Origin of the sequence: Microvirga sp. 17 mud 1-3 (genome assembly GCF_003151255.1) — a bacterium.
Lineage (GTDB): Bacteria > Pseudomonadota > Alphaproteobacteria > Rhizobiales > Beijerinckiaceae > Microvirga.
In genome coordinates this window covers 3,471,036-3,496,202 of sequence record NZ_CP029481.1, presented here as the reverse complement: position 1 = coordinate 3,496,202, position 25,167 = coordinate 3,471,036, and the positions used below count along the sequence as shown (strand labels likewise).

The 25,167-nt window shown below is 66.9% G+C and carries 19 protein-coding genes and 1 tRNA gene; 13 read left to right on the top strand and 7 right to left on the bottom strand.

The window, feature by feature from the left end:
- Window positions 1-2: 2 nt before the first annotated feature.
- From C4E04_RS16465 to C4E04_RS16440, 5 genes are all read left to right on the top strand, one after another.
- Window positions 3-1,178: a zinc-dependent alcohol dehydrogenase gene (locus tag C4E04_RS16465; RefSeq protein ID WP_109599102.1), complete on the top strand. Its 1,176-nt coding sequence runs from the start codon at window positions 3-5 to the stop codon at window positions 1,176-1,178.
- A 9-nt stretch (window positions 1,179-1,187) separates the two neighbouring features.
- Window positions 1,188-1,760, top strand: a complete 573-nt coding sequence (locus C4E04_RS16460; protein WP_109599100.1) for a cyclase dehydrase — start codon at window positions 1,188-1,190, stop codon at window positions 1,758-1,760.
- A 10-nt stretch (window positions 1,761-1,770) separates the two neighbouring features.
- The gene (locus C4E04_RS16455; protein ID WP_109599098.1) at window positions 1,771-2,220 is read left to right on the top strand and encodes a DUF488 family protein; all 450 of its coding nucleotides are present in this window, start codon (window positions 1,771-1,773) and stop codon (window positions 2,218-2,220) included.
- A gap of 25 nt (window positions 2,221-2,245) precedes the next feature.
- Window positions 2,246-2,788, top strand: coding sequence for an MOSC domain-containing protein (locus tag C4E04_RS16450; protein ID WP_109599096.1), 543 nt, complete (start codon window positions 2,246-2,248; stop codon window positions 2,786-2,788).
- A 351-nt stretch (window positions 2,789-3,139) separates the two neighbouring features.
- Window positions 3,140-4,951, top strand: coding sequence for an ABC transporter ATP-binding protein (locus C4E04_RS16440; RefSeq protein ID WP_109599091.1), 1,812 nt, complete (start codon window positions 3,140-3,142; stop codon window positions 4,949-4,951).
- Between the two features lie 8 nt (window positions 4,952-4,959).
- Here the strand turns inward: C4E04_RS16440 and C4E04_RS16435 are convergent, their stop codons facing one another.
- On the bottom strand, window positions 4,960-6,357 hold the full coding sequence (locus tag C4E04_RS16435; RefSeq protein ID WP_109599089.1) for a peptidoglycan-binding protein: 1,398 nt from the start codon (window positions 6,355-6,357) through the stop codon (window positions 4,960-4,962).
- 72 nt (window positions 6,358-6,429) lie between these two features.
- On the opposite strand from C4E04_RS16435, the gene C4E04_RS16430 reads away from it, so the two are divergent.
- From C4E04_RS16430 to pbpC, 4 genes are all read left to right on the top strand, one after another.
- Window positions 6,430-6,852 (top strand): lysozyme inhibitor LprI family protein, encoded by a 423-nt coding sequence (locus C4E04_RS16430; RefSeq protein WP_109599087.1) that lies wholly within the window; start codon window positions 6,430-6,432, stop codon window positions 6,850-6,852.
- Window positions 6,853-7,002: 150 nt separating this feature from the next.
- Window positions 7,003-8,721 carry a chloride channel protein gene (locus C4E04_RS16425; protein WP_109601216.1) on the top strand — a complete coding sequence of 573 codons (1,719 nt, stop codon included), beginning with the start codon at window positions 7,003-7,005 and terminating at the stop codon, window positions 8,719-8,721.
- Between the two features lie 170 nt (window positions 8,722-8,891).
- Window positions 8,892-14,108 (top strand): alpha-2-macroglobulin, encoded by a 5,217-nt coding sequence (locus tag C4E04_RS16420; protein ID WP_371682069.1) that lies wholly within the window; start codon window positions 8,892-8,894, stop codon window positions 14,106-14,108.
- On the top strand, window positions 14,108-16,219 hold the full coding sequence (pbpC, locus tag C4E04_RS16415) for a penicillin-binding protein 1C (protein ID WP_109599083.1): 2,112 nt from the start codon (window positions 14,108-14,110) through the stop codon (window positions 16,217-16,219). Before C4E04_RS16420 ends, pbpC begins: the two co-directional genes overlap by 1 nt.
- 6 nt (window positions 16,220-16,225) lie before the next feature.
- Here the strand turns inward: pbpC and hemN are convergent, their stop codons facing one another.
- Window positions 16,226-17,563, bottom strand: coding sequence for an oxygen-independent coproporphyrinogen III oxidase (hemN, locus tag C4E04_RS16410; RefSeq protein WP_109599081.1), 1,338 nt, complete (start codon window positions 17,561-17,563; stop codon window positions 16,226-16,228).
- A gap of 121 nt (window positions 17,564-17,684) precedes the next feature.
- Complete coding sequence (locus tag C4E04_RS16405; RefSeq protein WP_245416130.1) at window positions 17,685-18,401, bottom strand: Crp/Fnr family transcriptional regulator; 717 nt, start codon at window positions 18,399-18,401, stop codon at window positions 17,685-17,687.
- A gap of 227 nt (window positions 18,402-18,628) precedes the next feature.
- Between C4E04_RS16405 and C4E04_RS16400 the strand changes: the two genes are divergently transcribed.
- From C4E04_RS16400 to C4E04_RS16390, 3 genes are all read left to right on the top strand, one after another.
- On the top strand, window positions 18,629-19,135 hold the full coding sequence (locus C4E04_RS16400) for a GAF domain-containing protein (RefSeq protein WP_109599077.1): 507 nt from the start codon (window positions 18,629-18,631) through the stop codon (window positions 19,133-19,135).
- A gap of 103 nt (window positions 19,136-19,238) precedes the next feature.
- The gene (locus C4E04_RS16395) at window positions 19,239-21,356 is read left to right on the top strand and encodes an adenylate/guanylate cyclase domain-containing protein (RefSeq protein ID WP_109599075.1); all 2,118 of its coding nucleotides are present in this window, start codon (window positions 19,239-19,241) and stop codon (window positions 21,354-21,356) included.
- A gap of 44 nt (window positions 21,357-21,400) precedes the next feature.
- A complete protein-coding gene (locus C4E04_RS16390) occupies window positions 21,401-22,690 on the top strand; it encodes an FAD-binding oxidoreductase (RefSeq protein ID WP_109599073.1) in 1,290 nt (429 codons plus the stop codon).
- A 5-nt stretch (window positions 22,691-22,695) separates the two neighbouring features.
- On the opposite strand, the gene C4E04_RS16385 is transcribed toward C4E04_RS16390, so the two are convergent.
- On the bottom strand, window positions 22,696-23,004 hold the full coding sequence (locus C4E04_RS16385; protein ID WP_109599071.1) for a hypothetical protein: 309 nt from the start codon (window positions 23,002-23,004) through the stop codon (window positions 22,696-22,698).
- A gap of 186 nt (window positions 23,005-23,190) precedes the next feature.
- On the opposite strand from C4E04_RS16385, the gene C4E04_RS16380 reads away from it, so the two are divergent.
- Window positions 23,191-23,370 carry a hypothetical protein gene (locus C4E04_RS16380; RefSeq protein WP_162559434.1) on the top strand — a complete coding sequence of 60 codons (180 nt, stop codon included), beginning with the start codon at window positions 23,191-23,193 and terminating at the stop codon, window positions 23,368-23,370.
- Window positions 23,371-23,386: 16 nt separating this feature from the next.
- Here C4E04_RS16380 and C4E04_RS16375 read toward each other — a convergent pair whose 3' ends face one another.
- From C4E04_RS16375 to C4E04_RS16365, 3 genes are all read right to left on the bottom strand, one after another.
- On the bottom strand, window positions 23,387-23,692 hold the full coding sequence (locus C4E04_RS16375) for a hypothetical protein (protein ID WP_109599066.1): 306 nt from the start codon (window positions 23,690-23,692) through the stop codon (window positions 23,387-23,389).
- Window positions 23,693-24,343: 651 nt separating this feature from the next.
- On the bottom strand, window positions 24,344-24,613 hold the full coding sequence (locus C4E04_RS16370) for a hypothetical protein (RefSeq protein ID WP_162559433.1): 270 nt from the start codon (window positions 24,611-24,613) through the stop codon (window positions 24,344-24,346).
- 455 nt (window positions 24,614-25,068) lie between these two features.
- Window positions 25,069-25,143: transfer RNA gene (locus C4E04_RS16365), tRNA-Thr, on the bottom strand.
- Window positions 25,144-25,167: the final 24 nt, after the last annotated feature.

Below are 25,167 nucleotides of genomic sequence, written 5' to 3'. Positions count from 1 at the left end.
GAATGAAAGCGCTTCGCTGGTACGGGAAGGGAGACATTCGCTGCGAGTCGGTTCCCGATCCGGAGATCGAGGAGGCCCGCGACGCAATCATCAAGGTGACGAGCTGCGCCATCTGCGGATCCGACCTGCACCTCTACGACCATTTCATGCCCGGCATGGAAAAGGGCGACATCATGGGCCACGAGACCATGGGCGAGGTGGTCGAGGTCGGATCGTCCGTCAAGAATCTGAAGGTCGGCGACCGGGTCGTGATTCCTTTCACGATCATCTGCGGGGAGTGCGACCAGTGCCGGCGCGGTAATTTTTCAGTCTGCGAGCGCACCAACCGTAACGCCAATCTCGCCGCCAAGGCCTTCGGCCATACGACGGCGGGGCTGTTCGGCTATACCCATCTCACCGGCGGCTATGCGGGCGGACAGGCAGAATACCTGCGCGTGCCCTATGCGGACACGACCCATGTGAAGATCCCCGACGGCATTCCGGACGAGAAGGTCCTGTTCCTGAGCGATATCTTCCCCACCGGATGGCAGGCGGCCGTCCAGTGCGACATCGAGCCGACCGACACGGTCGCCATCTGGGGTGCGGGACCGGTCGGCCAGATGGCGATCCGCAGTGCCCTCCTGCTCGGGGCCCGGCAGGTGATCGCCATCGACTGCGTTCCCGAGCGCCTGAGCATGGCGCGGGCAGGCGGCGCGATCACCATCAATTTCCAGGAAGAGAGCGTCATCGAACGCCTCAACGAGCTGACGAGCGGCAAAGGCCCTGAAAAGTGCATCGATGCGGTCGGCATGGAGGCGCATGTGTCCCTGACGCATCCGGACACGATCCTCGACCGCGCCAAGCAGGCCGTCATGCTCGAATCCGACCGGCCGCACGTGCTGCGGGAGATGATCTATGTCTGCCGTCCTGCGGGCGTCCTGTCCGTGCCGGGCGTCTATGGCGGGCTCCTCGACAAGATCCCGTTCGGCGCCCTCATGAACAAGGGCCTCACGGTCCGCACCGGCCAGACCCACGTGAACCGGTGGACCGACGATCTGCTGCGGCGGATCCAGGAGGGGCAGATCGATCCCTCCTTCGTGATCACCCACACGGTCGGCCTCGAAGAGGGGCCGCAGATGTACGAAACGTTCCGCGACAAGAAGGACGGCTGCGTCAAGGTCGTCCTCAAGCCCCAGTGAGGTTTCCCCATGGCTCAGCACCGATACGATCGTTCCCGCCGCCGCTCGCCGGCCTCCGCAGAGACGATGGCCCGTGGGCTTGGCTGGTTCAGCCTCGCGCTCGGCGCCGCCGAAGTGCTGGGTGCCAGGAGCATGGCGCGCTGGCTCGGCATGGAGGATCACGAGCGTCTCATCCGGGCCTACGGCATGCGCGAGATCGCCACCGGAATCGGCATCCTCTCGCAGCGGGATCCGACACCCTGGATCTGGGGGCGTGTCGCCGGCGATGCGCTCGATCTCGCAACGCTCGGCAACGCCCTGCGCGATCCGCGGGCGCATCGCGACCGGGTTGCGGTGGCCTTCGGGGCCGTGGCGGGCGCGACCGTCCTCGATGTGGCCTGTGCCAATGCATTGACGGGGCAGGAAACGCAACCGCGCGGACGAGCCGTCGATTACAGCGACCGCAGCGGCCTGCCGCAGCCGCCCCAGAGGATGCGCGGTGCCGCAAGAGATTTCCAGGCGCCGCGGGACATGCGCATCCCCGATGCCCTGCGTCCCTACAAGCAGCCCCAAAGCCCTGGACGGCCGATGCCGTCCATGTAACCCTGGGCGCATGAAGAAACCTCGGCTCTTCACCATCGGCTATGAGGGAGCGGATCTCGACCGCTTCCTCACCACCCTGCAGGATGCGGGCGTCGCCGTGCTTGCCGACGTGCGGGCCGTGGCCCTGTCGCGCAAGCGCGGCTTTTCGAAATCCGCGCTGCGGGAGGCCTTGTCCCAACGGGAGATCGGCTACGACCACTTCATCCGTCTCGGTACCCCAAAGGAGGGGCGCCAGGCCGCCCGCGCCGGCGACGCCGCCATGATGAAGCGGATCTATTGCGAAGAGGTCCTCACCACGCCGGAGGCCGAGGAGGCCTTCGAGCAGCTGGCCGACCTTGCGCAGCAGCAGCCGGTCTGCCTCCTGTGCTTCGAGCGCGATCCCGCTATCTGTCATCGCCGCATTCTCTCGGACCGCCTGCGCGACCGGGGCATGCAGGTGGTTGACCTCACGGTCGTCTGACGGTCGGCATCGTGGGAGTTGCGTGATGGATCCCATCGTCGAGGCGGTCAGCAGCCATCCGACGCACGCCTTCAGCAAGACGAAGCGGGACCGTATCCGCCTCCTCGCCGGGCTCGGTGTCGAAGGGGATGCCCATGCGGGCGAGACCGTCCGCCACCGCTCGCGGGTCGCAAAGGACCCGACGCAGCCGAACCTCCGGCAGGTCCACCTGATTCATGCGGAGCTTCACGACGAACTGCGCCTGAAGGGCTTTCGCGTCCTGGCCGGAGAAATGGGCGAGAACGTTACCACGCGGGGAATCGATCTCCTGTCCTTGCCGGCCGGCACACGGCTTCGCCTCGGCCCTGAGGCGCTCGTGGAGGTGACGGGCCTGCGCAATCCGTGCGTCCAGATCGACCGTTTTCAAAAGGGCATGATGGCGGCCGTGCTCGACCGGGACCCGGACGGCAAGCTCGTCCGCAAGGCGGGGATCATGGGCATTGTTCTAGAGGGCGGCGAGATTCGGCCGGGTGATGCGATCCGCGTGGAGCTTCCGGCGCCGCCTCATCGGCAGCTCGCTCCCGTGTGAGGAAACGGCGCACCACGATTCCGAGTGATCTGTCGGATCACATCTTTTGATGAAGTTCTGAGCACGAAAAACCTGAAAATATCCCTGCGGCCGTTGCCAGGAGCGACAATATCCGGTACGTCTTCATCAGGTTCATTTCTTGATGAGGGAGGATTGCATGGCAGTTGTCGCACGCTTGCGCAATGTTCCTCCCGTGTTCGGACTTTAGGTCGAACGCTCCGGGCTCCGAGAGCCCGATAGAAAACCTCCTTTCGTCGATTTCGTGAACGCGAGCCGCGGCGTCCGAGCGCCGCCACATCCGCCGTTCCGCCAATTTCAGGAGAGGTCCGCCCCGTGCGGACCGATCATCCCATGAGTCAGCAGAAGAGACGCGGGGACGCGACCCGCGACGTTTTGAGTTTCACGTTCCGGCATTGGCGCCGCGAACCGAAATACGTTCTCCTCATCGTCGTCACCATGATGGCCGCGACGCTCGCGGACGTGTTCATGCCGGTCTTCGCGGGCCGCCTCGTCGACGCCATCTCGCTCGGGGCGAGCGACCGGGACGCCGCGTTGTCCGGCGCGCTGAGCGCCTTCATCGTCATGACGGGGCTCGGCCTCGTGATGGTCCTCCTGCGCCATCTGGCTTTCTACGGCATCGTCGAGATGACGCTGCGGGTCATGTCGCGCGTTGCGCAGGATGCCTTCGCGCGGGTGCAGCGATTCTCGACCGACTGGCACGCCAACAGCTTCGCCGGCTCCATTGTGCGCAAGATCACCCGCGGCATGTGGGCGCTCGATCTCCTGCACGACACGCTCCTGCTCGCGCTCCTGCCATCGCTCGTGGTGCTGATCGGCTCCATGGTCGTCCTCGGGCTGCACTGGCCCGTCATGGGGCTGGTGATCGCCATCGGCACGGTGACTTACATCGCCATGACGGCGCTCCTGTCCACCCTCTACGTGGCGCCTGCGGCGCGGCTGGCGAATGCCTGGGACACGCGGATGGGCGGCACCCTGGCCGATGCCCTGAGCTGCAACGCGGTCGTGAAGGCGTTCGGCGCGGAGATCCGAGAGGATTCGCGGCTGAAGGGCGTGCTGGACAAGTGGGAGAACCGCACCCGGCGGGTCTGGCAGCGCGGCACGAACAGCGGCACGACGCAGCTCGTGGCGCTCCTCATTATCCGCGCGGCCATCATCGGCACGGCGGTTTGGCTCTGGTGGGAGAACCGCGCCTCGCCCGGCGATCTCGCCTATGTACTGACGACCTACTTCGTCATCCACGGCTACCTGCGCGATGTGGGCATGCACATCAACAACCTGCGCCGGTCCGTGAACGACATGGAGGAGCTGGTGTCGATCTACGACGAGCCCATCGGGATCAAGGATCGTCCGGCGGCGCCTGCGATCCGCATCGAGAGAGGCGAGATCGTCTTCGACCACGTGGACTTCCACTATGCGGGCCACGCGACGCCGCTCTATCGGGACCTGTCGCTCACGGTCCGCGCGGGCGAGCGGGTCGGGCTCGTCGGTCCGTCCGGCTCGGGCAAGACGACGCTCGTCAAGCTCGTGCAGCGGCTCTACGACGTGTCGGACGGGCGCATCCTGATTGACGGTCAGGACATCGCGGCGGTGCGTCAGGCGTCGCTACGGTCGCAGATCGCCATCGTGCAGCAGGAGCCGATCCTGTTCCACAGGACGCTCGCCGAGAACATCGCCTATGCGCGCCCCGGCGCCACGATGGCCGAGATCGAGCGGGCGGCGCGGCTCGCCAATGCGCACGACTTCATCGAGCGCCTGCCCAAGGGCTACGGAACCCTCGTGGGCGAGCGCGGCGTGAAGCTCTCGGGCGGCGAGCGCCAGAGGGTCGCCATCGCGCGGGCCTTCCTGGCGGATGCGCCGATCCTGATCCTGGACGAGGCGACCTCCGCGCTCGACTCGGAATCGGAGGTGCTGATCCAGCAGGCGATGGAGCGGCTCATGGAAGGCCGAACCTCCATCGTCATTGCCCACCGGCTCTCCACCGTCCGGGCGCTGGATCGCATCCTGGTCTTCGACAAGGGGCGGATCGTCGAGGAGGGCACCCATCAGGCCCTCTACCGCCGGCAGGGGCTCTACCGGCGCCTCTGCGACCACCAGGGTCTGGAGTTCGGCGCCACGGAGCGGGCCGGGCAGGCGGCGGAGTAAGGCTCCCGTCAGGGCGTGCAGGCCAACGCGACTGCGGAGGCCCGCATCGTGCTCACGAGATCGGCGGCGCTCATCGGTGCTGCCGGTCTCGCCCCGCCCGCCGCGAGGCTGGGGAAGATCTTAATGGCTTCTGGTGCGGGGACGACCGGGTAGAGGGTGCTCGGCACGATCCCGGCCACCTTGCGCGGATTGGCCGGCAGGGCGCCCACGAATCCGGTGAGCGCACCCGTTCCGTCGAAGACGGGCGCGCCGCTCGCGCCGGGCTGGAGCGGAGCTGCGAGCGCGGCTTTGCCCGAGCGCGTTCCCGCGACGGCATTGAGCCGGAGCCCCTCGCCGTCGTTTCCGAAAGCGAGCACCAGAACCGGCGCGCCGTCGTCCGAGGATGAGGCTGTGGAAAGCTGGGCGGGCTTGGCGTTCAGGTCCTGTACGGTTTCCAGCAGGAAGGGGCCGCTGCCCTTGACCTGCTGCACCTTCACGTCGCCGACGCGCACCTCCTTGCACCGGTCCACCGGCGCGGCCGTGAGGACCTGCCGTGTGCCCACTGCGAGGCCGGTGCCGAAAGGCGCCGATCCGCCGCCGGGTGCGGCCCTCGGGACAGGCGCGGACTGCGCAACGGTCGGGGCCGGTGCGGCCGGTGAGGATTCCGGGAAAGGCACGAACGAATTGGCGATGGCGACCACCAGACGGTCGGTTTGGGCTGCAACGGATTTATCGTAGCCGATCGAGAAGGCCCGGATGCCCCCCGGACCGTCCGCGTAGCGCGTGTAGAACTTGCCGGTCGGCGTCTCTCCGGCGATCACGAAGAAGTCGGGCCGCAGCACCTTGTAGGTGACGGCGCGGCCGGGCGTCTTGATGGCGAGGTTGCGCTCGTAGAGGGAGGCCAGCGTCGCGTCCGCGGGGGCGACGCGGGTGTCGAGGGTGATCTTCCCATCCGGGCTCTGCCAGCGGCTTCCTCCGTTGGGATTGTCGCCCTGCCTGACGAGGAGGCGCGACGGCACGCCGATCCGCACGCCCGTGCGCGCATCCATAAGGGTTTCGAAGCCCGCGGCGGAAACGGCGCTCTTCAGCCCGGCCTGAAGAGCCGTTCGGTCGGCCGCGCTCGGAATGCCTGTCGCCGGCCTGCCGGCCCGCCTTTGGAACGCCGCGATCGCTTCGAAGGTCTGGCGCCCGAAGGTGCCGTCCGCCACGCCGCTATAGTCGCCGCTCCAGATCAGGCTCTCCTGGATCGCCCGCCTTTCCGCTTCGGGCAGGGCCTCGAAGGCGCCCCGCGCAGCCTCGGTCGCCGCAGGGTCCGGGGTTCGCGCGGCGGGGGCGGGCTGCGCCTTGGCCGGCAATCCTGCGCCCGCGCCGAGGGAGGCCAGGGCGACACACAGGTGCAGGATAGGGCGCAGGCAAGCGCGATTCATCTGGCGTCTCCCTCAAGATCCGGATTATTTTCGCAGAGCCCGTTCCCAAACACCAGACGGTGGAACCCTTTCATGAAATATCCGTCCGCCCTTCTCGCAGGCATTGTCCTGGCCATCGCGATTCCGACCTCGGGCGCATTCGCCCAGAGCGCCCCCGCCACGCCCTGCGACTCGGAGACCTCCACCTACGCTCAGAGCGCCTGCCTGGACAAAGCCCTGAAGGCCGCCGACGGGGAACTCAACGGCGTCTACAAGAAGGCGCTGGCTGCCATCGACAAGAGCGGCGACATGTCCGCCGAGCAGCGCCGCAACTGGAAGCAGGCCCTTCAGAAGGCCCAGCGGGCCTGGGTGGCGTTCCGCGATGCGGATTGCGGCGAGCCGGTCGGCTACGAGTGGTTCCAGGGCACCGGTATGGGTCCGGCGACGCTTGCCTGCGACCTGCAGAAGACGAAGATCAGGACCCAGGAACTGACGGACCGTTACCTTAACCGGTAGGCCACATAAACCTTTGACACCCCCTGGGGGCCATGACAAACCACGGGCCAATTGTTCCGTGGTTTCGTTGTGAAAGCCTTTTCCCCCGACCGTCTGTTGAATCACCCACGCCTCCAGGCCCTGATCCGGCGGCGCGAGGTGCCGTTCGTCATGCTGGCGGCCGTGGTCGGGGCGGTCTCGGGCGTCATCGTCTCGGCCATGGGCTTCATCGTGCGGCTGCTGCACAGCCTGCTCTTCGAGATCACCCTGGACGAAAGCCTGAGCGCGCTCTCGTCCATCGAGCCGCGCCATGCCCTCATCCCGGCCCTCGGCGGAGCATTGGTAGGCTTGAGCGCCTGGCTCGTCTCCCGCTACCGGTCGACCCACCTCGTGGACCCGATCGAGGCCAACGCCCTCCATGGGGGCCGCCTGTCCTTGAGCGACAGCGCGATCGTGGGCATTCAGACCATCCTGTCCAATGGGTTCGGCGCCTCGGTGGGCCTGGAGGCCGGCTACACGCAGATGGGATCCGGCATCGCCTCCTGGGCCGCGCGGCGCCTGAACCTGCGCCGGAGCGACGTGCGCGTCCTCGTAGGGTGCGGTGCAGCCGGCGCCATCGCGTGCGCGTTCAATGCGCCGTTCACCGGCGCGTTCTACGGCTTCGAACTGATCATCGGCGTCTATTCCATCGCGACCGTCGCGCCCGTCATGGCCGCCACGCTCGCGGCCGTCCTGGTCGGCCATGTGCTCCAGACGGCCCCGAATCTCATCGACGTGCCGCCCGTGCCGGAGCTGACGGCCGGGGATTACTTCCCGTTCCTCCTGCTCGGGCTGGTGGCGGGCGGCGTGTCGGTCGGGATCATGCGGCTCGTGACTCTGGTCGAGCGGGCCTTCGTGGCCACGCGCTGCCCGCCGATCTTCCGGCCTGCCATCGGAGGGCTGGCGGTCGGAGGAATCGGGCTCTTCGTCCCGCAGGCCCTGTCGGCCGGTCACGGGGCGCTTCACATCCAGTTGGAGAGCGGGCTCGGCCTCTGGATGCTGGCGCTGCTCTTCGCCGCCAAGGTTGCGGCCTCGGCGATCTCCCTCGGCTCGGGTTTCCGCGGCGGCCTGTTCTTCGCGTCCCTTCTCCTCGGGGTGCTCCTTGGCAAGATCTTCGCCATCGTGGCCGGGCCGATCATGCCGCTTGCGGTGGACCCGGTGGTCTCCGCCATTGTCGGCATGGCGTCGCTCGCGGTCGGCATTGTCGGCGGGCCGCTGACCATCACGTTCCTGGCCCTCGAGACGACGGGCGATCTCGCCATCAGCGGGATCGTGCTCACGGCCTCGATCATGGCCGCCATCGTGGTGCGCCAGACCTTCGGCTATTCCTTCTCCACATGGCGCCTGCACCTGCGCGGCGAGACCATCCGCAGCGCGCAGGACGTGGGCTGGCTGCGCAGCCTGACCGTCGGGCGGATGATGCGGCGCGACGTCAAGACCATCCAGATCCCCGCAACCCTGACGGAATTCCGTCGGAAGTTCCCGCTCGGCTCCGCGCAGCGGGTCGTGGCCGCCGACGAGGCAGGCCGCTATGCGGGCATCATCCTCGTCCCTGAGGCCTACGGGTCCGGCCTGGAGGCCGATGCGGGCGACAACATCGCGTCCCTCCTGCGCTACCGGGACGACATGCTGGTCCCGGCCATGAACGTGAAGGAGGCGGCGAGCATCTTCGACCAGACTCAGAGCGAAGAGCTCGCGGTGGTGGACAATGGACAGAACCGCAAGGTCCTGGGGCTCCTGACCGAGAGCCACCTCCTGCGCCGCTACAGCGAGGAGCTCGATAAGGCCCATCGCGGCGCTCTCGGCGAGGAGACCGTGAACGAGGGCATGCGCCGGGAGCACCAGGCCTGACGGAGCACACGCTCCACGGCGTCTCGCCTCACACTGCGCATCAGCAGAATTTTTTCATCGCGAACCGAATCCCCCTCCGCCCAAAAATGCTCTAGGCTCTCGCCGCACGGAAGGGCAGGGGAGAATCCATGATCCGTCGTTTGATGCGCGCGGCCGTCATTGCCGTTGGGATGATGGCCGGATCCCTCATGGATGGGTCCCTGCCGGCTCATGCCCAGCAGGCGCAGAAGCCTTTCGTCAGCGACGAACTGGCGAGCCAGGCCGTGCGGCTGGAGCAGGCGCTGAAGAAGGAGAGCGCAGGCTTCGCGGGCGACCGGAACGCCGCCGCCCTGCGCCGCAGCGGCGAGACGATGCTGGGGCGCGGCCTCGCCAACCAGGCCATGAACGCCTTCGCGGCGGCGATCGCCCTCGAGCCCGGAAATGCGGCCAACTGGACCGGCTATGCCCGTGCGGCTCTCGCGGTCGTCCCCGGCGACAATTGGGAGGAGCGGGAGAACCTGCAGAACCGTCGGCTCGCCGCTTCCTTCGCGGCCTATCAGCGGGCCATGACCCCAGCGGGCGAGGCCGCGGCGCTGGCCCTTCTCGGGCAGGCTTATGCGGCGCAGCAATATTGGCGCCCGGCCCTCAATGCCTATGCGGCGAGCCTTCAGCTCAAGGACGATCCCGCCATCCGCGCCGTCTATGAGCCGCTGCGCGAGGAGCATGGCTTCCGCGTCCTCGACTTCAAGGTGGATTCCGACGCTGCCTCGCCCCGGGTGTGCTTCCAGTTCTCGGATCCGCTCGCGGCCGGCAAGGTCGATTTCGCGCCCTTCGTGGCCGTCTCGGGCAATGCGAGCCCAGCGGTTTCGGTCGAGGGGCAGCAGCTTTGCGTCGATGGCCTGAAGCACAGCGAGCGCTATGCGGTGGTGCTGCGGCAGGGCCTGCCGTCCTCCGTCGGCGAGAGCCTCCTGGCCTCCGCCGATTACGAGATCTACGTGCGCGACCGTGCTCCCCAGGCCCGGTTCACGGGCCGCAACTATGTCCTGCCGAGCACCGGGCAGGAGGGCATCCCGGTCGTATCCGTCAACACCCGCAAGGTGGACGTGGAGGTTTACCGGATCGGCGACCGCAGCCTTCTGCCGACCGTGCGATCCTACGATTTCCTCGGCCAGCTCTCGCGCTATTCCGCCGCCGAAATCGGTCGCGAGAAGGGCGTGAAAATCTGGAGCGGCACGCTCGACACCGCCTCCGAACTCAACCGGGACGTGATCACGGCCTTCCCGGTCATGGAAGCGGTCGGCAGGCTGGAGCCCGGCATCTACGTGATGACCGCCAAGCCCAATGACGGCGACCCGCCGGGCAGCTCGGGCGACGAGGATTTCGGCAATATCGCCACGCAATGGTTCGTGGTGTCGGATCTCGGGCTGACGGCCTTCACGGGCAAGGGCGGCGTCCAGGTCTTCGTGCGCTCGCTTGCGAGCGCAGCACCGAGGGCCGACGTGGAGATCCGGCTCGTGGCCCGCAACAACGAGGTGCTGGCCACGAAGAAGACCGACGCGACGGGCGTCGCCCAGTTCGATCCGGGCCTTGCCAAGGGCGAGGGCGGTCTTGCACCCGGCCTCGTGGTCGCGACCATGGGGGACGATTACGGCTTCCTCGATCTCGGTTCGGCGGCCTTCGACCTGAGCGACCGGGGCGTCAAGGGACGCGTCGTTTCGGGTACTATGGATGCGTATCTCTACACGGAGCGGGGCGTCTATCGCACCGGCGAGACCGTGGCGCTCACGGCGCTCCTGCGCGACGTCAGGGGCACGGCCGTGCCCAATGTCCCGCTCACCCTCGTGGTCCGCCGTCCGGACGGGGTGGAATACCGTCGCGCCTTGGTGGAGGACCAGGGGCTCGGCGGGCGCGCCCTGTCGATCCCGATCCTGCCGGGTTCTTTACGCGGCACTTGGCGGATCGCCGCCTACACGGACCCGAAGGGCCCCTCCGTCGGCGAGACGAGCTTCCTCGTCGAGGATTACGTGCCCGAGCGGCTGGAGGTGAACCTTCAGCCGAAGGCCGAGGCCCTGCGCCCGGGCCAACCCGCCCCCATCGACCTGTCGGCCCGCTATCTCTACGGCGCGCCGGGCGCTGACCTCACGGTGACGGGCGAGGTCGCGGTTGCGGCAGCGGCTGCGAGCGGCGTGAAGGGGCTCGAGGGTTTCGCGGTCGGCCTCGACGACGAGGCCGTCGAGGCCTCCACGGTCGAGATCGAGCAGGCCGCCACGACGGATGCGCAGGGGCGCGCCAGTCTCCAGATCCCGGTCCAGAACGTCGGAGCGCCGCGTCCCACCGAGGCCCGCATCACCCTTCGCGTCGCGGAGGCCGGAGGGCGGGCCGTGGAGCGCAGCGTGACGCTCCCGATCCTGCCGAAAGGTCCTGTGGTCGGTGTGCGCAAGAACTTTTCAGGCCAGCTCGGTGAGGGCGCGAACGCCACCTTCGACGTGGTCCTCGCGGATCCTGCGGGCAAGCGCCTCGCGGGTCCGGCGACCTGGAACCTCTACAAGATCGAGCGGCGCTATCAATGGTACAATTCGGACGGGCGCTGGAGCTATGAGCCGGTCAAGAACACCCGCCGCGTCGCGGACGGACGCATCGACGTGAAGGCGGATGCGCCGGCGCGTATCTCGGCGCCCGTGGAATGGGGCACCTATCGGCTCGACGTGAGCGCTGCCGATCTCGGCGACACGGCCCAGACCAGCCTGTCCTTCACGGTGGGGTGGTCGGGCGACCAGACGGCCGACACGCCGGACCTTCTCGACATGACACTCGACCGGGCGAGCTACCGTGCGGGCGACACCATGAAGCTGCGGCTCAACCCGCGCTTCGCCGGCAAGGCGACCCTCGCGGTCGTGAGCGACAAGGTGCAGGACATCCGCGTGGTGGATGTGGCGGCGTCCGGCACGGATGTGAGCCTGCCCGTCAAGGCCGAATGGGGCCCGGGAGCCTACATCGTCGTCATGGCGCATCGCCCGCTCGACAAAGCGGCGCGGCGCATGCCGGGGCGCGCGCTCGGCACCGCCTGGTTCGAGATCGACCGGGAGGCGCGCTCGCTTGCCGTCAACCTCAACGCTCCTGACAAGATCCGCCCGCGTGGGACCTTGAGCCTGCCGGTCAAGGTCGAAGGGCTGAGGCCCGGCGAGGAGGCGCGGATCACCGTCGCGGCCGTGGATGTGGGCATCCTCAACCTCACCCGCTACGAGGCACCGAACCCGACGAGCCACTTCTTCGGGCAAAAGCAGCTCTCCTCCGAGATCCGCGACCTCTACGGCTATCTCATCGACGGCATGCAGGGCACCCGCGGCGCGATCCGCTCCGGCGGCGACATGGAGCCGAAGCCTCTTGATGGCATCCCGCCGACCCAGGAGCCGCTCGCGCGCTATTCGGGCGTCGTGACGGTCGGGCCCGACGGCACCGCGCATGTGGATTTCGAGATCCCGGCCTTCAACGGCACCGTGCGCGTGATGGCGGTTGCCTGGACAAAGGAACGGGTCGGCAGCGCATCCGCCGACGTGATCGTGCGCGATCCCGTGGTGCTCGCCGGCACGATGCCGCGCTTCCTGTCGGTGGGCGACCGTTCGCGGTTCTTCCTTCAGATCGACAATGTGGAGGGCCCGGCCGGGGATTATACGGTCGATCTCGACATTCGCGGAGGCGTGATCGTCGCGGCCGATGCCATGCGCTCGACCGTGAAGCTCGCCGAGAAGGCGAAGGGCAGCGTCGCCATTCCGGTCACGGCCGGCGGGCAGGGCCCGGCGATTGTGGACGTCACCCTCAAGGGGCCGGGGATCGGAGAATTGTCGCAGCGCTTCGCGGTCACGATCCAGCCCGGCACCGGGGCGCTCACCCGCCGCACGGTGCGCAGCCTCGATCCGGGTGCGAGCGTCACCCTCTCGCGGGATCTCGTGGCCGACATCCTCGCCGGAAGTGGCGCCGTGTCCCTGTCGGTCTCGCCGATGGCGAGCCTCGACGTACCGGGGCTCCTCCAGGCCCTCGACCGCTATCCTTACGGCTGCACCGAGCAGGTGGTCAGCCGCGCCCTGCCGCTGCTCTACGTCAACACGCTCGCCGAGGAGGAGAAGCTCTCCCTCGACGAGAAGGCGGACGAGCGGGTGCGTTCGGCCATCGAGCGCATCCTGGCACGCCAGGATTCCAACGGCTCCTTCGGTCTGTGGAGCGTCGGCGGGGACGACATCTGGCTTGATGCCTATGCGATGGACTTCCTGACCCGGGCGCGGGAACGTGGCTTCGCGGTGCCGCAAGTGGCTTTCACGCTTGCCCTCGACCGGTTGCGCAACTTCGTGGCCAACACCACGCAGGTGGAGGACAACGCCGCGAACCTCGCCTATGCGGCCTATGTGCTGGCGCGCAACGGGCGCCCGGTCATGGGCGATCTGCGCTATCTGGCCGACACCAAGCTGGGTGAGTTCCGCTCGGCTCTGGCGCGCGGCCAGATCGCCGCCGCCCTGGCCCTGCTGGGCGACCGGGGCCGAGCCCAGAAGGCTTTCGCGTCCGCCGTCGATCAACTGCGGAGTGAGAAGGATACGGGCGATTACCGGGCCGATTACGGGTCGCGCCTGCGTGACGGGGCGGGGCTTCTCACCCTCGCGTCCGAGACCGACAGCGTGCCGGCCGTCATGCAGCCGGTCGCGAGGGTCATCGAGGAGGAGCGCGGCACCCGGCGCACCAGCACGCAGGAGGAGGCCTGGCTCGTGCTCGCAGCCCAGGCCGTGGCCCGCGACGCGCAGGCGATGGTGCTCAAGGTGGATGGTTCGGAGCGGAAGGGCGCCTTCTACCGCACCTATCGGGATGCCGCCTTGAACGACGGTTCCGTCACCCTGGCCAATGCGGGGCCGGCCGCCGTCCAGGCGGTCGTCACCGTGACGGGCAACCCGGTCGAGCCGGAGCCCGCCTTGTCGCGCGGCTACACGGTGGAGCGCAGCTACTACCGGCTCGACGGCAGTCAGGTTCAGCCCTCCGGCGTGCGGCAGAACGAGCGGCTCGTGGTGGTCCTCAAGGTCACCGAGGCGGAGGCCCGTCAGGCGCGCGTCCTTCTGGTCGACCGGTTGCCGGCCGGCTTCGAGATTGACAATCCCCGGCTCGTGGACAGCGACACGGTGGAGGGCCTGCCCTGGCTCAAGCGGGACGTGGAGCCCGCCCATGTGGAATACCGCGACGACCGCTTCGTTGCGGCCTTCGACCGGCAGCCCGACCAATCGGCCTTCTTCACGGTGGCCTATATGGTGCGGGCGGTCTCGCCTGGCCGCTACGTACATCCTGCCGCGCAGGTCGAGGACATGTATCGTCCCGAGCGCTTCGGACGGACGGGCTTCGGCTCCGTCGAGGTGGTGCAGGCGAGGCCCTGATGCGGGCGGGCGGCACACGGCTGTCCCGGGCCGGCCGCCGCATCGCGGCCGGGCTGGCGGCCGTTGCCGTGACGGCGGGGCTCGCCCTCTGGGGCTATGCGGAGAGCCTCGGCCCCGTGGATATGAGCGTCGCCGAGATGCGCTCGACCGTCGTCCTCGACCGTGACGGGCGGCTTCTGCGGCCCTTCGTGACCGAGGAGGGGCGCTGGCGCCTGCCCATCACGACGGCGGATGTGGACCCGCATTACCTGTCCATGCTCGCGGCCTATGAGGATGCGCGGTTCGAGAAACATATCGGCGTCGATCCGCTCGCCATGCTGAGAGCGGCCGCCCAGTTCGTGCGCAACGGCGCCGTCGTGTCCGGCGGTTCCACTCTCACCATGCAGGTGGCACGCCTTCTGGAGCCGCGCGAGGAGCGGAGCCTGAGCGCGAAATTGCGCCAGATGGTGCGGGCGATCCAGCTCGAGCGCCGGCTCACCAAGGACCAGATCCTCACCCTTTACCTCACCCTTGCGCCTTATGGCGGAAACCTGGAGGGCGCGCGGGCCGCGAGCCTGTCCTATTTCGGGCGTGAGCCGAAGCGCCTGTCCTTCGCGGAGGCGGCGCTCCTCGTGGCGCTGCCGCAGGCTCCCGAAATACGACGCCCGGACCGGGATCCGCAGGCCGCCCGCCGGGCGCGGGACCGGGTTCTCGACAGGGCCCGTGCCCGCGGCGTCATCGGGGCCGCGGAGGCCGAGGCCGCGAAGGCGGAGCCGGTTCCGAAGCGGCGTCACGCCTTCCCGATGCTGGCCGCGCATGCGGCCGAGCAGGCGGTGGCCGACCGGCCTGCCGAGAAGATGCAACGGCTTGCCCTGGACGGACGCCTCCAGGCGAATTTGGAGCGCCTCGCGCGGGAGCGGATCGAGCGGTTCGACGCGCGCCTGTCCCTCGCCATCGTGGTGATCCACAACGCCACCGGCGAGATCCGCGCGCAGGTCGGCAGCCCGGATTACATGAGCCGCGAGCGGGCGGGCGCCATCGACATGACGCGGGCCCTGCGCTCTCCGGGCTCGGCCCTGAAGCCGGTCATCTATGCGCTCGCCTTCGAGAGCGGACTCGCGCATCCCGAGACGCTGCTCGACGACAGGCCTTCGCGCTATGGCGCGTACCAACCGGAGAATTTCGATCTCGGCTTCCAGGGCACCGTGACGGCGCGGCGGGCGCTCCAGCTCTCCCTCAACGTGCCGGCGGTCGAGCTCCTGAATGCGCTCGGCCCGGCCCGCCTTCTGGCGCGGCTGAACCAGGCCGGGACAGGCGTCGCGATGCCGAAGGAGGCCGCGCCCGGCCTCGCCATCGGCCTCGGCGGCCTCGGCATCACGCTCACGGACCTCACGCGGATCTTCGCGGGGCTCGCCCGGGGCGGGGAGGTGCCGGATCTTGTGCGGCGCATCGGCGAACCTGCTCCGTCCGACACGCTCCGCCGGATCACCGATCCGGTCTCGGCCTGGTATGTCTTCGACATCCTGCGCGGCGCGCCGCCGCCGGACAATGCGCTTGCGGGGCGCATCGCATTCAAGACCGGCACGTCCTACGGCTATCGCGACGCCTGGGCGGTGGGATACGACCGCAACTACACCATCGGCGTCTGGATCGGCCGGCCCGACGGAAGCGCCGTTCCGGGCCTTGTCGGGCGCATGGCGGCCGCGCCGATCCTGTTCGATGCCTATGGTCGCCTCGGGGCAGAGCCGGAAGCGCTGCCCATACCGCCCTTCGCGCTCCAGGCGACCACCGCAACCCTGCCGCCGCCCCTGCGCCATGTGCGCCAGGATGTGCCCAAGACCCTCGCGTCGACCGTGCAGGCGCCCCTCAGGATCACGTTTCCACTCGACGGCTCGCGGGTCGATCTCGGCTTCGCGGGTGAGGCCGACGAGCACGGGAGCCTGGCCCTCAAGGCCTCCGGCGGCGTGCCGCCGCTGACCTGGCTGGTGGACGGAGCGCCGGTCGAGGGTGGGCGGGACGGGCGCTCCGTGCGCCGGGAGACGTTCTGGCAGCCGCCGGGCGCGGGCTTCGTGCGCCTGTCGGTGATCGACGCGAAGGGCGCGACCGACAGCGTCGTCGTGCGCGTGGAGTGATGCGCCTTACACGGCGGCGCTGAAGCGCGAGGCGTCTTCGGCCCGGAACTGGTCGAACACTGCAGCCGCGAGGCGCACGAAGGGCCGGCCGGCCTCCGTGATCGCGATGCGGTGATCCTGAACCGTGACGATGCCGTCGGCCACCAGGGGGCGCAGGAGCGCGAGCTCATCCACGTAGTGGGACGGGTCCCCGAGGACGCTGAGGTCGGCCGTGAAATTGCACATGAGCGACTCGATGATCGCGCCCCGCGCCCGGTCGTCCAGGGTCAGCCGGTAGCCCCGCGCCGTGGCGAGCCGTCCCTTTTCGACGCAGCGCAGATAGGCCCCGATATCGGTGGCGTTCTGGACATAGCCGTCCGGGAGCTGCGAGATCGCCGAAGCTCCGAAGCCCACGAGATTCGGCCGGTCGTCATCCGTATAGCCCTGGAAATTCCGGCGCAGGGTGCCGGAGCGGCTGGCCCGTGCGAGTGGATCGTCCGGGCGGGCGAAGTGATCGAGGCCGATGGCCACGTAGCCGCTTCCCGTGAAGGCTTCGGCGACCGCCTGGGCCTGCCGGAAACGCTCCTCCGTGCCGGGGAGGGCGGCAGAGTCGATCAGGCGCTGGTTCGCCTTGCGCTGCGGCATGTGGGCATAGCCGTAGCAGGCGACCCGATCGGGCCCGAGGGAGAGGACCTGTGCGCAGGTGTCCCGGATGGAGCCGATGCTCTGGTGCGGCAGGCCGTACATGAGATCGAGGTTGAGGCGCCCGATCCCGCTCTCGCGCAGCACCTCCACGGCATTACGCACCACCTCGAAGGGCTGCACGCGCCCGATGGCGATCTGCACCGTATCATCCAGATCCTGGACACCCAGGCTCACCCGGTTAATGCCCAGGGCTGCGAGACCCTGCGCGAGGGCGCGGTCGACCGAGCGGGGATCGAGCTCGATGGCGTGCTCGAAGCCCGTCTGGAAGACCGACACACGGGAGAGGGCGTCGATGACCCTGTCGAGGCCTTCTGCGCCGAGAAGGCTCGGCGTGCCTCCGCCCCAGTGGATCCGCGCGATGCGCAAAGGCTCCTCGACGGAACGGGCCACGAGGGCGATTTCGGCCTCGAGGCCGGCCCGGTAGCGGTCGATGACCTCGTCCCGGAGCACCGCCTTCGTATGGCAGCCGCAATAGAGGCAGAGCTGTCGGCAATAGGGCACGTGCAGGTAGACCGAGACGCCGTCGCGGGGGTCGAGCCGCCGCAGCCAGGCCTGATGCTCCTGTGCGCCCACAGCCGTGCCGAACTCGGCCGCGGTGGGATAGGAAGTATAGCGCGGCACCGGCAGGCAGCCGTAGCGGCGAACGAGATGATCGGTCATGAGCGACGTCCTGCTCCGGCCGGCACGGAACCGGCCCAGATGGACGCATAGGCTTTGCCCGAAAAGTCCGCCTTGATCCTGATCAACCGTATCCCGGTTCACCAGTGCGGGCGAAAAGCCGTCAGTTGATGGTGATTCCGGCCACGGTCGCGAGACGCTCCTTGTCGAGGATCTCGACGGAGTGGGGATCGGGCAGCCGGATCAGCCCTTGAGTCTTCAGCTTGGTGAAGGTCCGGCTGACGGTCTCGATGGTGAGCCCGAGATAATCGGCGATGTCGGTCCGGGTCATGGGCAGCTGGACGGGGCTCGCCGGACGGCTATGGGCAACGGCGCGCGCCGACAGGCTGAGGAGAAAGGACGCGACCTTCTCGGATGGGGCGAGCCGTCCGAGGATCATCTGGGTCTCGCGGGCCTGCCGCAGGGCCGTGCGGGTCATCAGGTGGAGCCGGTCGCGCAGGCGCGGAAAACGCTCCGTGAGCCGGTCCATGTCGCGAACCGAGAACGAGCACAGGCCGGACGGCATCACGGCCTCTGCGGTCTGCGCATAGGTTTCGTCATCGGCCAGGCCCAGATAATCGCCGGGCATGAGGAAGCCGGTGATCTGGCGGCGGCCGTCGGGCAGGGCCAGGGACAGGCGCAGCATGCCGGACGTCAGGGTATAGACCCGGCGACGGGGCTCGCCTTCCTCGACCAGGGCGTCGTTGGGTTCGAGGCGCACGAAACTCATGGAGCGCTCGAGTTCATTGACCTCGTCGTCCTGAAGGGCAGAGCAGACCGCCATCCGCCGCGTATCGCAGCTGGAGCAAGCCTGGCAGGGAGGGCGGTAATGTGAGGTCATGGATCTCGGGCGGGAATCTGCTGGAGCTTTAAGGTATATTTTCCAACAAATCCGAGGATTTGTCTCGATGCAAATCATCGCAGGCCGGAAAGGACTTTTCCTCGCATACCCTCTTCGGCCGGGGAAGTGCCCTTAAGAGAAAGGGTTGTTCCGCCGCGCTCTTTGATGAATGCTCAAGAAACCCGTGGGCCTGGACAAGGCTCGGACCGCCTCCTAAGGGGAATCTCATGTTCGAAGCAAAAGCCCTTCCCCAGACCGCCAGCAAGGCGGAGATCTACGAGTCGCTTGCCCAGCAGCTTTCGGGGCTCGTGGACGGCGAGCGGGACGCCATCGCCAATGCGGCCAACATGTCGGCCCTGATCTACGACATCCTGCCCGACCTGAACTGGGCCGGGTTTTACTTCATGCGCGGGCCCGGCCTCGTGCTCGGCCCCTTCCAGGGCAAGCCGGCCTGCATCCGCATCCCGGTCGGGAAGGGGGTGTGCGGGACCGCCGTTGAGCGCAGGGCCTCCATCGTCGTGCCGGATGTCTTCGCCTTTCCAGGCCACATCGCGTGCGACAGCGCCTCACGCTCCGAGCTGGTCGTTCCCCTGATCCGCGACGGGGAGGTGCTCGGTGTCCTGGACCTGGACAGTCCCCACCCGAACCGGTTCGACGAAACGGACCGGGCGGGCTGCGAGAGGCTCGTCCGGATCTATCTCGACGCCTCCGACCTGACGGCCTCTAGGAGCTGACCCTGTCCGGCCCTCGCGCATATGGCCTTGGATCCCCGACCCAGAGACTTAGGGCCAGGGCCCTGCGGGCCGGCCGTCTGCGGCTCCTCGGGGGCGCAGCCTGATGCGGTGGGCGGGCGATAAACGCGTTCTCTGGTCCCTCCAGGCGGTCGTCGCCCTCGTCTTCACGATCATCGTGCTGGCGATCTCCGGCACCCTGATCGGCGTCAACCATCACCAGCTCACGACCCTGACCCTTCGTGACGCCGAGGAGGATTTCGGCCGGATCACCGGGAGCGTCCGAAACGAGGTGGCCGGAACCCTGCGCGTGGCGAGTGCCGTCCTCGATACGGTTTCGCTCACGGTCGACCCGAACCTGCCACTCGGCCAACTGGCCGTCATCCTGACACCCGCCCTCAAGGACCTCGACCGGATCCTGCCGGCCACCACGGGCCTGTTCATCGGCCGGGGCGACGGCAGCCATATCCTCGTCCAGACCCTCGACGACAGCCGCCCTCCGGAGCTCGGCCCCGATATCGGCAATGCGGTGCTCGCCTACAAGATCGTCCAGCCGGGGCCTGCGGGAGAGATGGTGGAGTGGGTCACAGTCGACGCGGAGGGCCGGGAGTTGCGGCGCATTCCGCCTCAGCCGACGGATTTCGACCCGCGCAAGCGGCCCTGGTACACCATGAGCCAAACCGCGAATGGGACGGTCCTCACGCCTCCCTACCGTTTCGCCAACGTGCCGCGGGTGGGCGTGACGCTGGCACAGAAATCGCGCCAGCGGTCCGATGCGGTCTTCGGCATCGACATGACCCTGGCCAGCCTCGATCTCTACCTGGACAAGCTGCGCTTTCCGCCCGAGCTCGAGCTGGTGATCTTCGACCGGGCCGGCGCGTTGATTGCGCACCCGCATGGCGGCTCGCTCCGTCAGATCAACCAGGCCGATGCGGAAGACCGGCTTCTGACCGTCGACGATCTCGATTCACCGCTCCTCAGTGGCCTGTTCCGCGCCTTCCGGGACGGTGACGGTGCGACGGGACGAAGCCTGTCCTTCACGGTCGACGGCCAGAACTATTTCGGCCATGCCGAGCAGGTGAGGGAGGGCTTCGACAACCTCTTCATCGCGGTCGCCATTCCGTATGACACGATGATGGGACCGGCGGAGCAGATCCGCTCCGCGCTGCTCCTGGTGAGCGCCGCGTCGGTGATCGTCGCGCTTCTCATCGTGCTCCTCGTCTCGCGACGACTGGCGCTCCCCTTAAGGACCGCGACGGACGACATCCGGCGGATCATGCGGTTCGAGTTCGGGCATCTGCGGCGCGCGCCCTCGCGCATCGTCGAGGTGCTGGAACTGTCGCGCGCCATCGATACGCTGGAACTGGCTCTGAGCAATTTCATGCGCTACGTGCCCACGGCGCTCGTGCGGGGCATCATCGGCCGGCGCTTCTCGTCGGAACTCGGCGGCACGCGCCAGCCGATCACGGTCCTCTTCTCGGACGTGGCCGGCTTTACCACCATGGCGGAGGCGCTCGATCCCGAGGAGGTGATGAGCAAGACCTCCCGCTATTTCAGCGAGATCGGCAACGACCTGATCCGTTCCGGCGCCACCATCGACAAATATATCGGCGACAGCATCATGGCCTTCTGGAATGCGCCGGAGGCCCGGGAGGACCATGTGGCGCTCGCCTGTCTCGGGGCACTGCGCGCCGCGCGACATCTCGACCGTCTCAATGCGGAATTCGTGGCCGAAGGTGGCGCGCCGATGCGCACGCGCTTCGGTGTCCAGACCGGCGAGGCTGTGGTCGGCAATGTGGGATCCGTCGACCGCATGAACTACACGGCGCTCGGCCATACGGTGAACGTGGCATCGCGCCTCGAGAAACTGAACAAGCACTACGGAACTACCATCCTGGTGAGCGAGGCGGTGCGCGACGGCGCCGGCAAGGATTTCCTGTTCCGGTTCGTGGACCGAACGGTTCCCGAAGGCGCTCATGGCGAAATGGCGGTCTACGAACTCCTCGGGATGGATATGCCGGACGAGCCGGAGCTGGCGGCGCGGCCGGAGCAGGTCGCGACCCTGCCGCTCTGGAACGAAGCGCACGCTCTCTGCGAGGCGGGCGAGTGGGATAAGGCCGCACGCCTCCTGGAAGAGCTGGTCTCGGTCGCGCCCGAGGATGCGCTGTTCAAGGTCCATCTCCAGCGTTGCCGAGCGCATCTCGCACCATCGGAGGTATCGTGACGCTCTCCATACGATCTCAGCTTTCCGCGTGAGGCTTCGCAACCATGGCCGCTTCCTATATCGACAGCTACTACACCCGCACTCTTGCGAGCCATGAATCCTATCCGGCCGCAGAGGGACGCATCCATGTGGATGTCTGCATCGTCGGAGGCGGGCTCGCCGGACTGACGGCGGCACTGCAACTCGCCCGTGCCGGCCGCTCCGTCGCGCTGTTCGAGGCGCGCAGGATCGCCTGGGGCGCCTCCGGCCGCAACGGCGGCTTCGTGTCAGCCGGCTTCGCGACGGGATTGTCGCAGATCGAGCGACGCGTCGGACCTCACCAGGCGCGGGAACTTTATCGCCTCTCCATGGAGGGTGTGGAGATCGTCCGCCGCAACATCGCGGATCTCGCCATCGCGGAGGCGCAGCCTGTGCCCGGCATCGTGAAGGCGGTGCGTTACGAGGCCCGCGGCGCGCTTCAGGCCCTGCGCGACCGTCAGGAGCGCGAGTTCGGCCTCAGATTGCGTTATGTGCCGCGGGATGAAATGGCAGCTCTCTTTGCGTCGCCCAAATATCGCGAAGGTCTGCTCGATGAGGATGCGTTCCACTTTCACCCGCTGAATTACGGACGTGCACTCGCCCGCGAGATCGTGCGTCTCGGCGGACGAATCTTCGAGAACTCGCCCGTCGCTGGAGGCGACCTTCTTGGCGCCTGCAAGCGTATCGAGACCGACAGGGCCATCGTCGAGGCGGAGCAGATTCTCTTCGCGACTGGCGGCTATACGGAAGCTGTCCTTCCGGCGCTGCGCAGGGCCTTTCTGCCGATTGCCACCTATGTGCTTCTGACGGAAGCGCGCCCCGATCTGGTACGCGATGCGATCCGCACCTCCGCGGCCATTCTCGATGACCGCCGTGCGGGCGATTACTACCGCGTCGTTGAGAACGGAGACCGCATTCTCTGGGGCGGGCGCATCACGACGCGGACCGGCGATCCCCGCAACATCGCGGCTCTCCTGCGGCGCGAGATGGTGACCACCTATCCGCAGCTCGCGGAGCTGAAGGTGGATGTGGCGTGGTCAGGGCTCATGTCCTATGCGCGCCATCTCATGCCGCAGATCGGTCAATGGCAGCCGGGCGTGTGGTACTGCACGGCCTTCGGCGGGCATGGAATGAACACGACAGCCATCGGCGGCACCGTGGTGGCCGAGGGAATGAGCGGCGCGAGCGATCGCTATCGGCTCTTCGCGCCGTTCGGCCTGTCCTGGAGCGGCGGCATTTTCGGAAAGGCCGCGGCCCAGCTCACCTATTGGGGATATCAGGCGGCGGACGCCATGCGCGAGTTCCGCACCTCCTGACCGGATCAGCCGCCGACGAGGCCCTCGATCGTGCCGAAGCGGCGGGTCTCGCAGCTGCAGGAGCGGCCCGGCGAGAGAGGTTCGGCGATCCAGCAGACGCCCTTCGGCGTGACGCAGTTCGCGCCCTGCCGCAGACCGGAGCGGGATTCCTGATAGGAGCGCAGACGATGCTCGCGGTAATAGGTTCGCTCGCGACCATGATATTGCTGTTCCCATTGCGATGGGTCGGCCGGAGCCCGCTCGGCGGCGGTGCCCGAGGACATCATGGCGGAACCGGCAAGAAGGGCCCAGCCCAGCGCAACCAGGTATCGCATCGTCACTTCTCCCCTTGTCGTGATGAACGGCAACGGTTCCGCCCTCGCATCGTTCCGTTGGGGAATGCAACGTACTCGGGCGCATGGCTGGCAGGCATCTCCAAAGCGCTTTGGTCCAGGCTCAGGAAAGCCGTATTCCGACGCTTCTCTCCCGGCATGAAGATTCGAACGGGGAGGGGATTACCGATGAAGTCTCGCGCATTGCGCATCGCCCAGCCCGAACCTGTCCGCAAGGCCACGCTGGGCGAGCTGAAGGCAGCCGTACGCACCTTGCGGACGCTCCATCCCGGCAGTGACCTGGCTGATCTCGTCGAGGCGAGAATCACGGCCCTGGAAGAGCTCTGCCGGAAGCGTCGGGAGCCGTAAGCAAAGCGCTGAAAGGCTATTTGAGAGCGTCGAACAGCCGGCCCGAAAACAGCACGATCAACGTCAGCAGGATGATCCCGACAAGCCAGACGATGCGTCCGGACCGGTCCGCCGGTGTTCGGGGCGCTGGCGGAGCCGCTTGCTCCAGGACCGGTCTGGGTGCGGCGGGGAGCCGTTCCATCAGTTCGAACGAGATGGCCGCCAGGGTCTCCTGAGTCCCGATCAGGCGGGCATGGACCGGAATGCCGCCCCGGAACGTGACCTCCGCCGGCTGGATCCCGGCCTCCTGACGGATCCACCAATATTCGACGCGATCGCTCAAACCGTGATTCCCGAGGCGAAGGATAATGAAAGTGTTTCGCCGCCCACGACAAAGCCCCGATGGAGCGGACAAATCAAGCATCGAGCGCGAGGCATCGGGGAGATTTGCCGAAAGCCCGATCCGCACCATGCCGGAAAGGAGAAAATTCTCCAGCTAAGCTTCGGACAAGTTTTCGACCCTAAGGCGGTCCGGCAAAGACGAGCGGCTTCCCCCGGAGCCGGATCGTTCCGCTTCCTGCTGAGCTTCCAGCACGCCCCGCCCCCGGCGGGGCTTTTTCTTCCTTGGTCTTAAGATGCAATGCGGGGGGCACAGAGGTTCCGCCGTTCCCAGCGATCGTTGATCAGAGCCAGATTGCGCCGATTGCCGTATTCTTCTGGAAGGCTAATGCCCTCCTGCCCAGGGCAGCCGTCTTCGTGCTCGTTGGCGGACGGTAATCTGCTTGTCAGCAAATGCTACTTGATAGGTTTAGTATCCAGCGTCCCTGTCATTAGGAAAAAGAGGGTAGTGCTCTGGAAAAGTCAGATCTCATCACAAGACTATTCCGGCAGGCTCAGATTTGTGTAACTGCCTAACGACTTCGCTGGAGATACAGAAGGTATAAATTGCAGCCCGCAACTCGATGCGTCGTTAAGCTCTGGCTTTCAGGAGGGGCTATTTTAAGGCGTACAATGTATCAAGATACGGAAGCCCTTTAGGAAGGACGGAAATCACAACGAACACAAAGAGCAGGGAATTCGCGATCCACCGTGTGCCATTGATAAGGCTGAGACCGAAAATTGCTACAGACATCAAGAAAAAACTGAATTGATAATAGCTTTGTGTGCGCAGAAGGCAGTAAGCGGTAAGGGCATAAACCGTCGCACGAAACAAGCGGTATCCGGCTGCTGAGAAGCGATTGAACAGTTTTGTATAGTCGTTCATTCCAGCTACCAAATACAGCTCAATTAGAAGGCTCGGAAGTCTGTCCATCGGAAAAGCCTTAGGCTCCCACAGAAATGCTACTATCGAAGAGCTTTCGTGACGTAAACTGAGGTTCGAACGCTGCGGCTCTTTTCACGACACTGTTGCAAAGACGCACTGGCTTCTATTTCCGAGTTTTTCGTTTTTGGAGGAGAGGTAGTCATCGGCCGGCCGCCCTCACTTCCATGGCTGATATTTCTTCCCACTTAAGTAAGATCTGCCGATATCTAGTTCATCGTAGAAAGCTAGTTTAGTCGCATGCTTTTGCCCACGTGCAGAGCGTGCCTGACCACATTCAGTGCCGGACCCAGGTCGTGCTTACGACGGCTGCATTTTTCCCTCGCTTTGCCGGAAGGCTCTCTCATCGAACCTACGAGGGAGGACCTGGCACTTAACCTCTAAGCTCTTGGAAAGAATGGTGCTGCCAGAGAGGATCGAACTCTCGACCTCTCCCTTACCAAGGGAGTGCTCTACCACTGAGCTACGGCAGCATGCGTTGGGCGCGCCGGGTTACT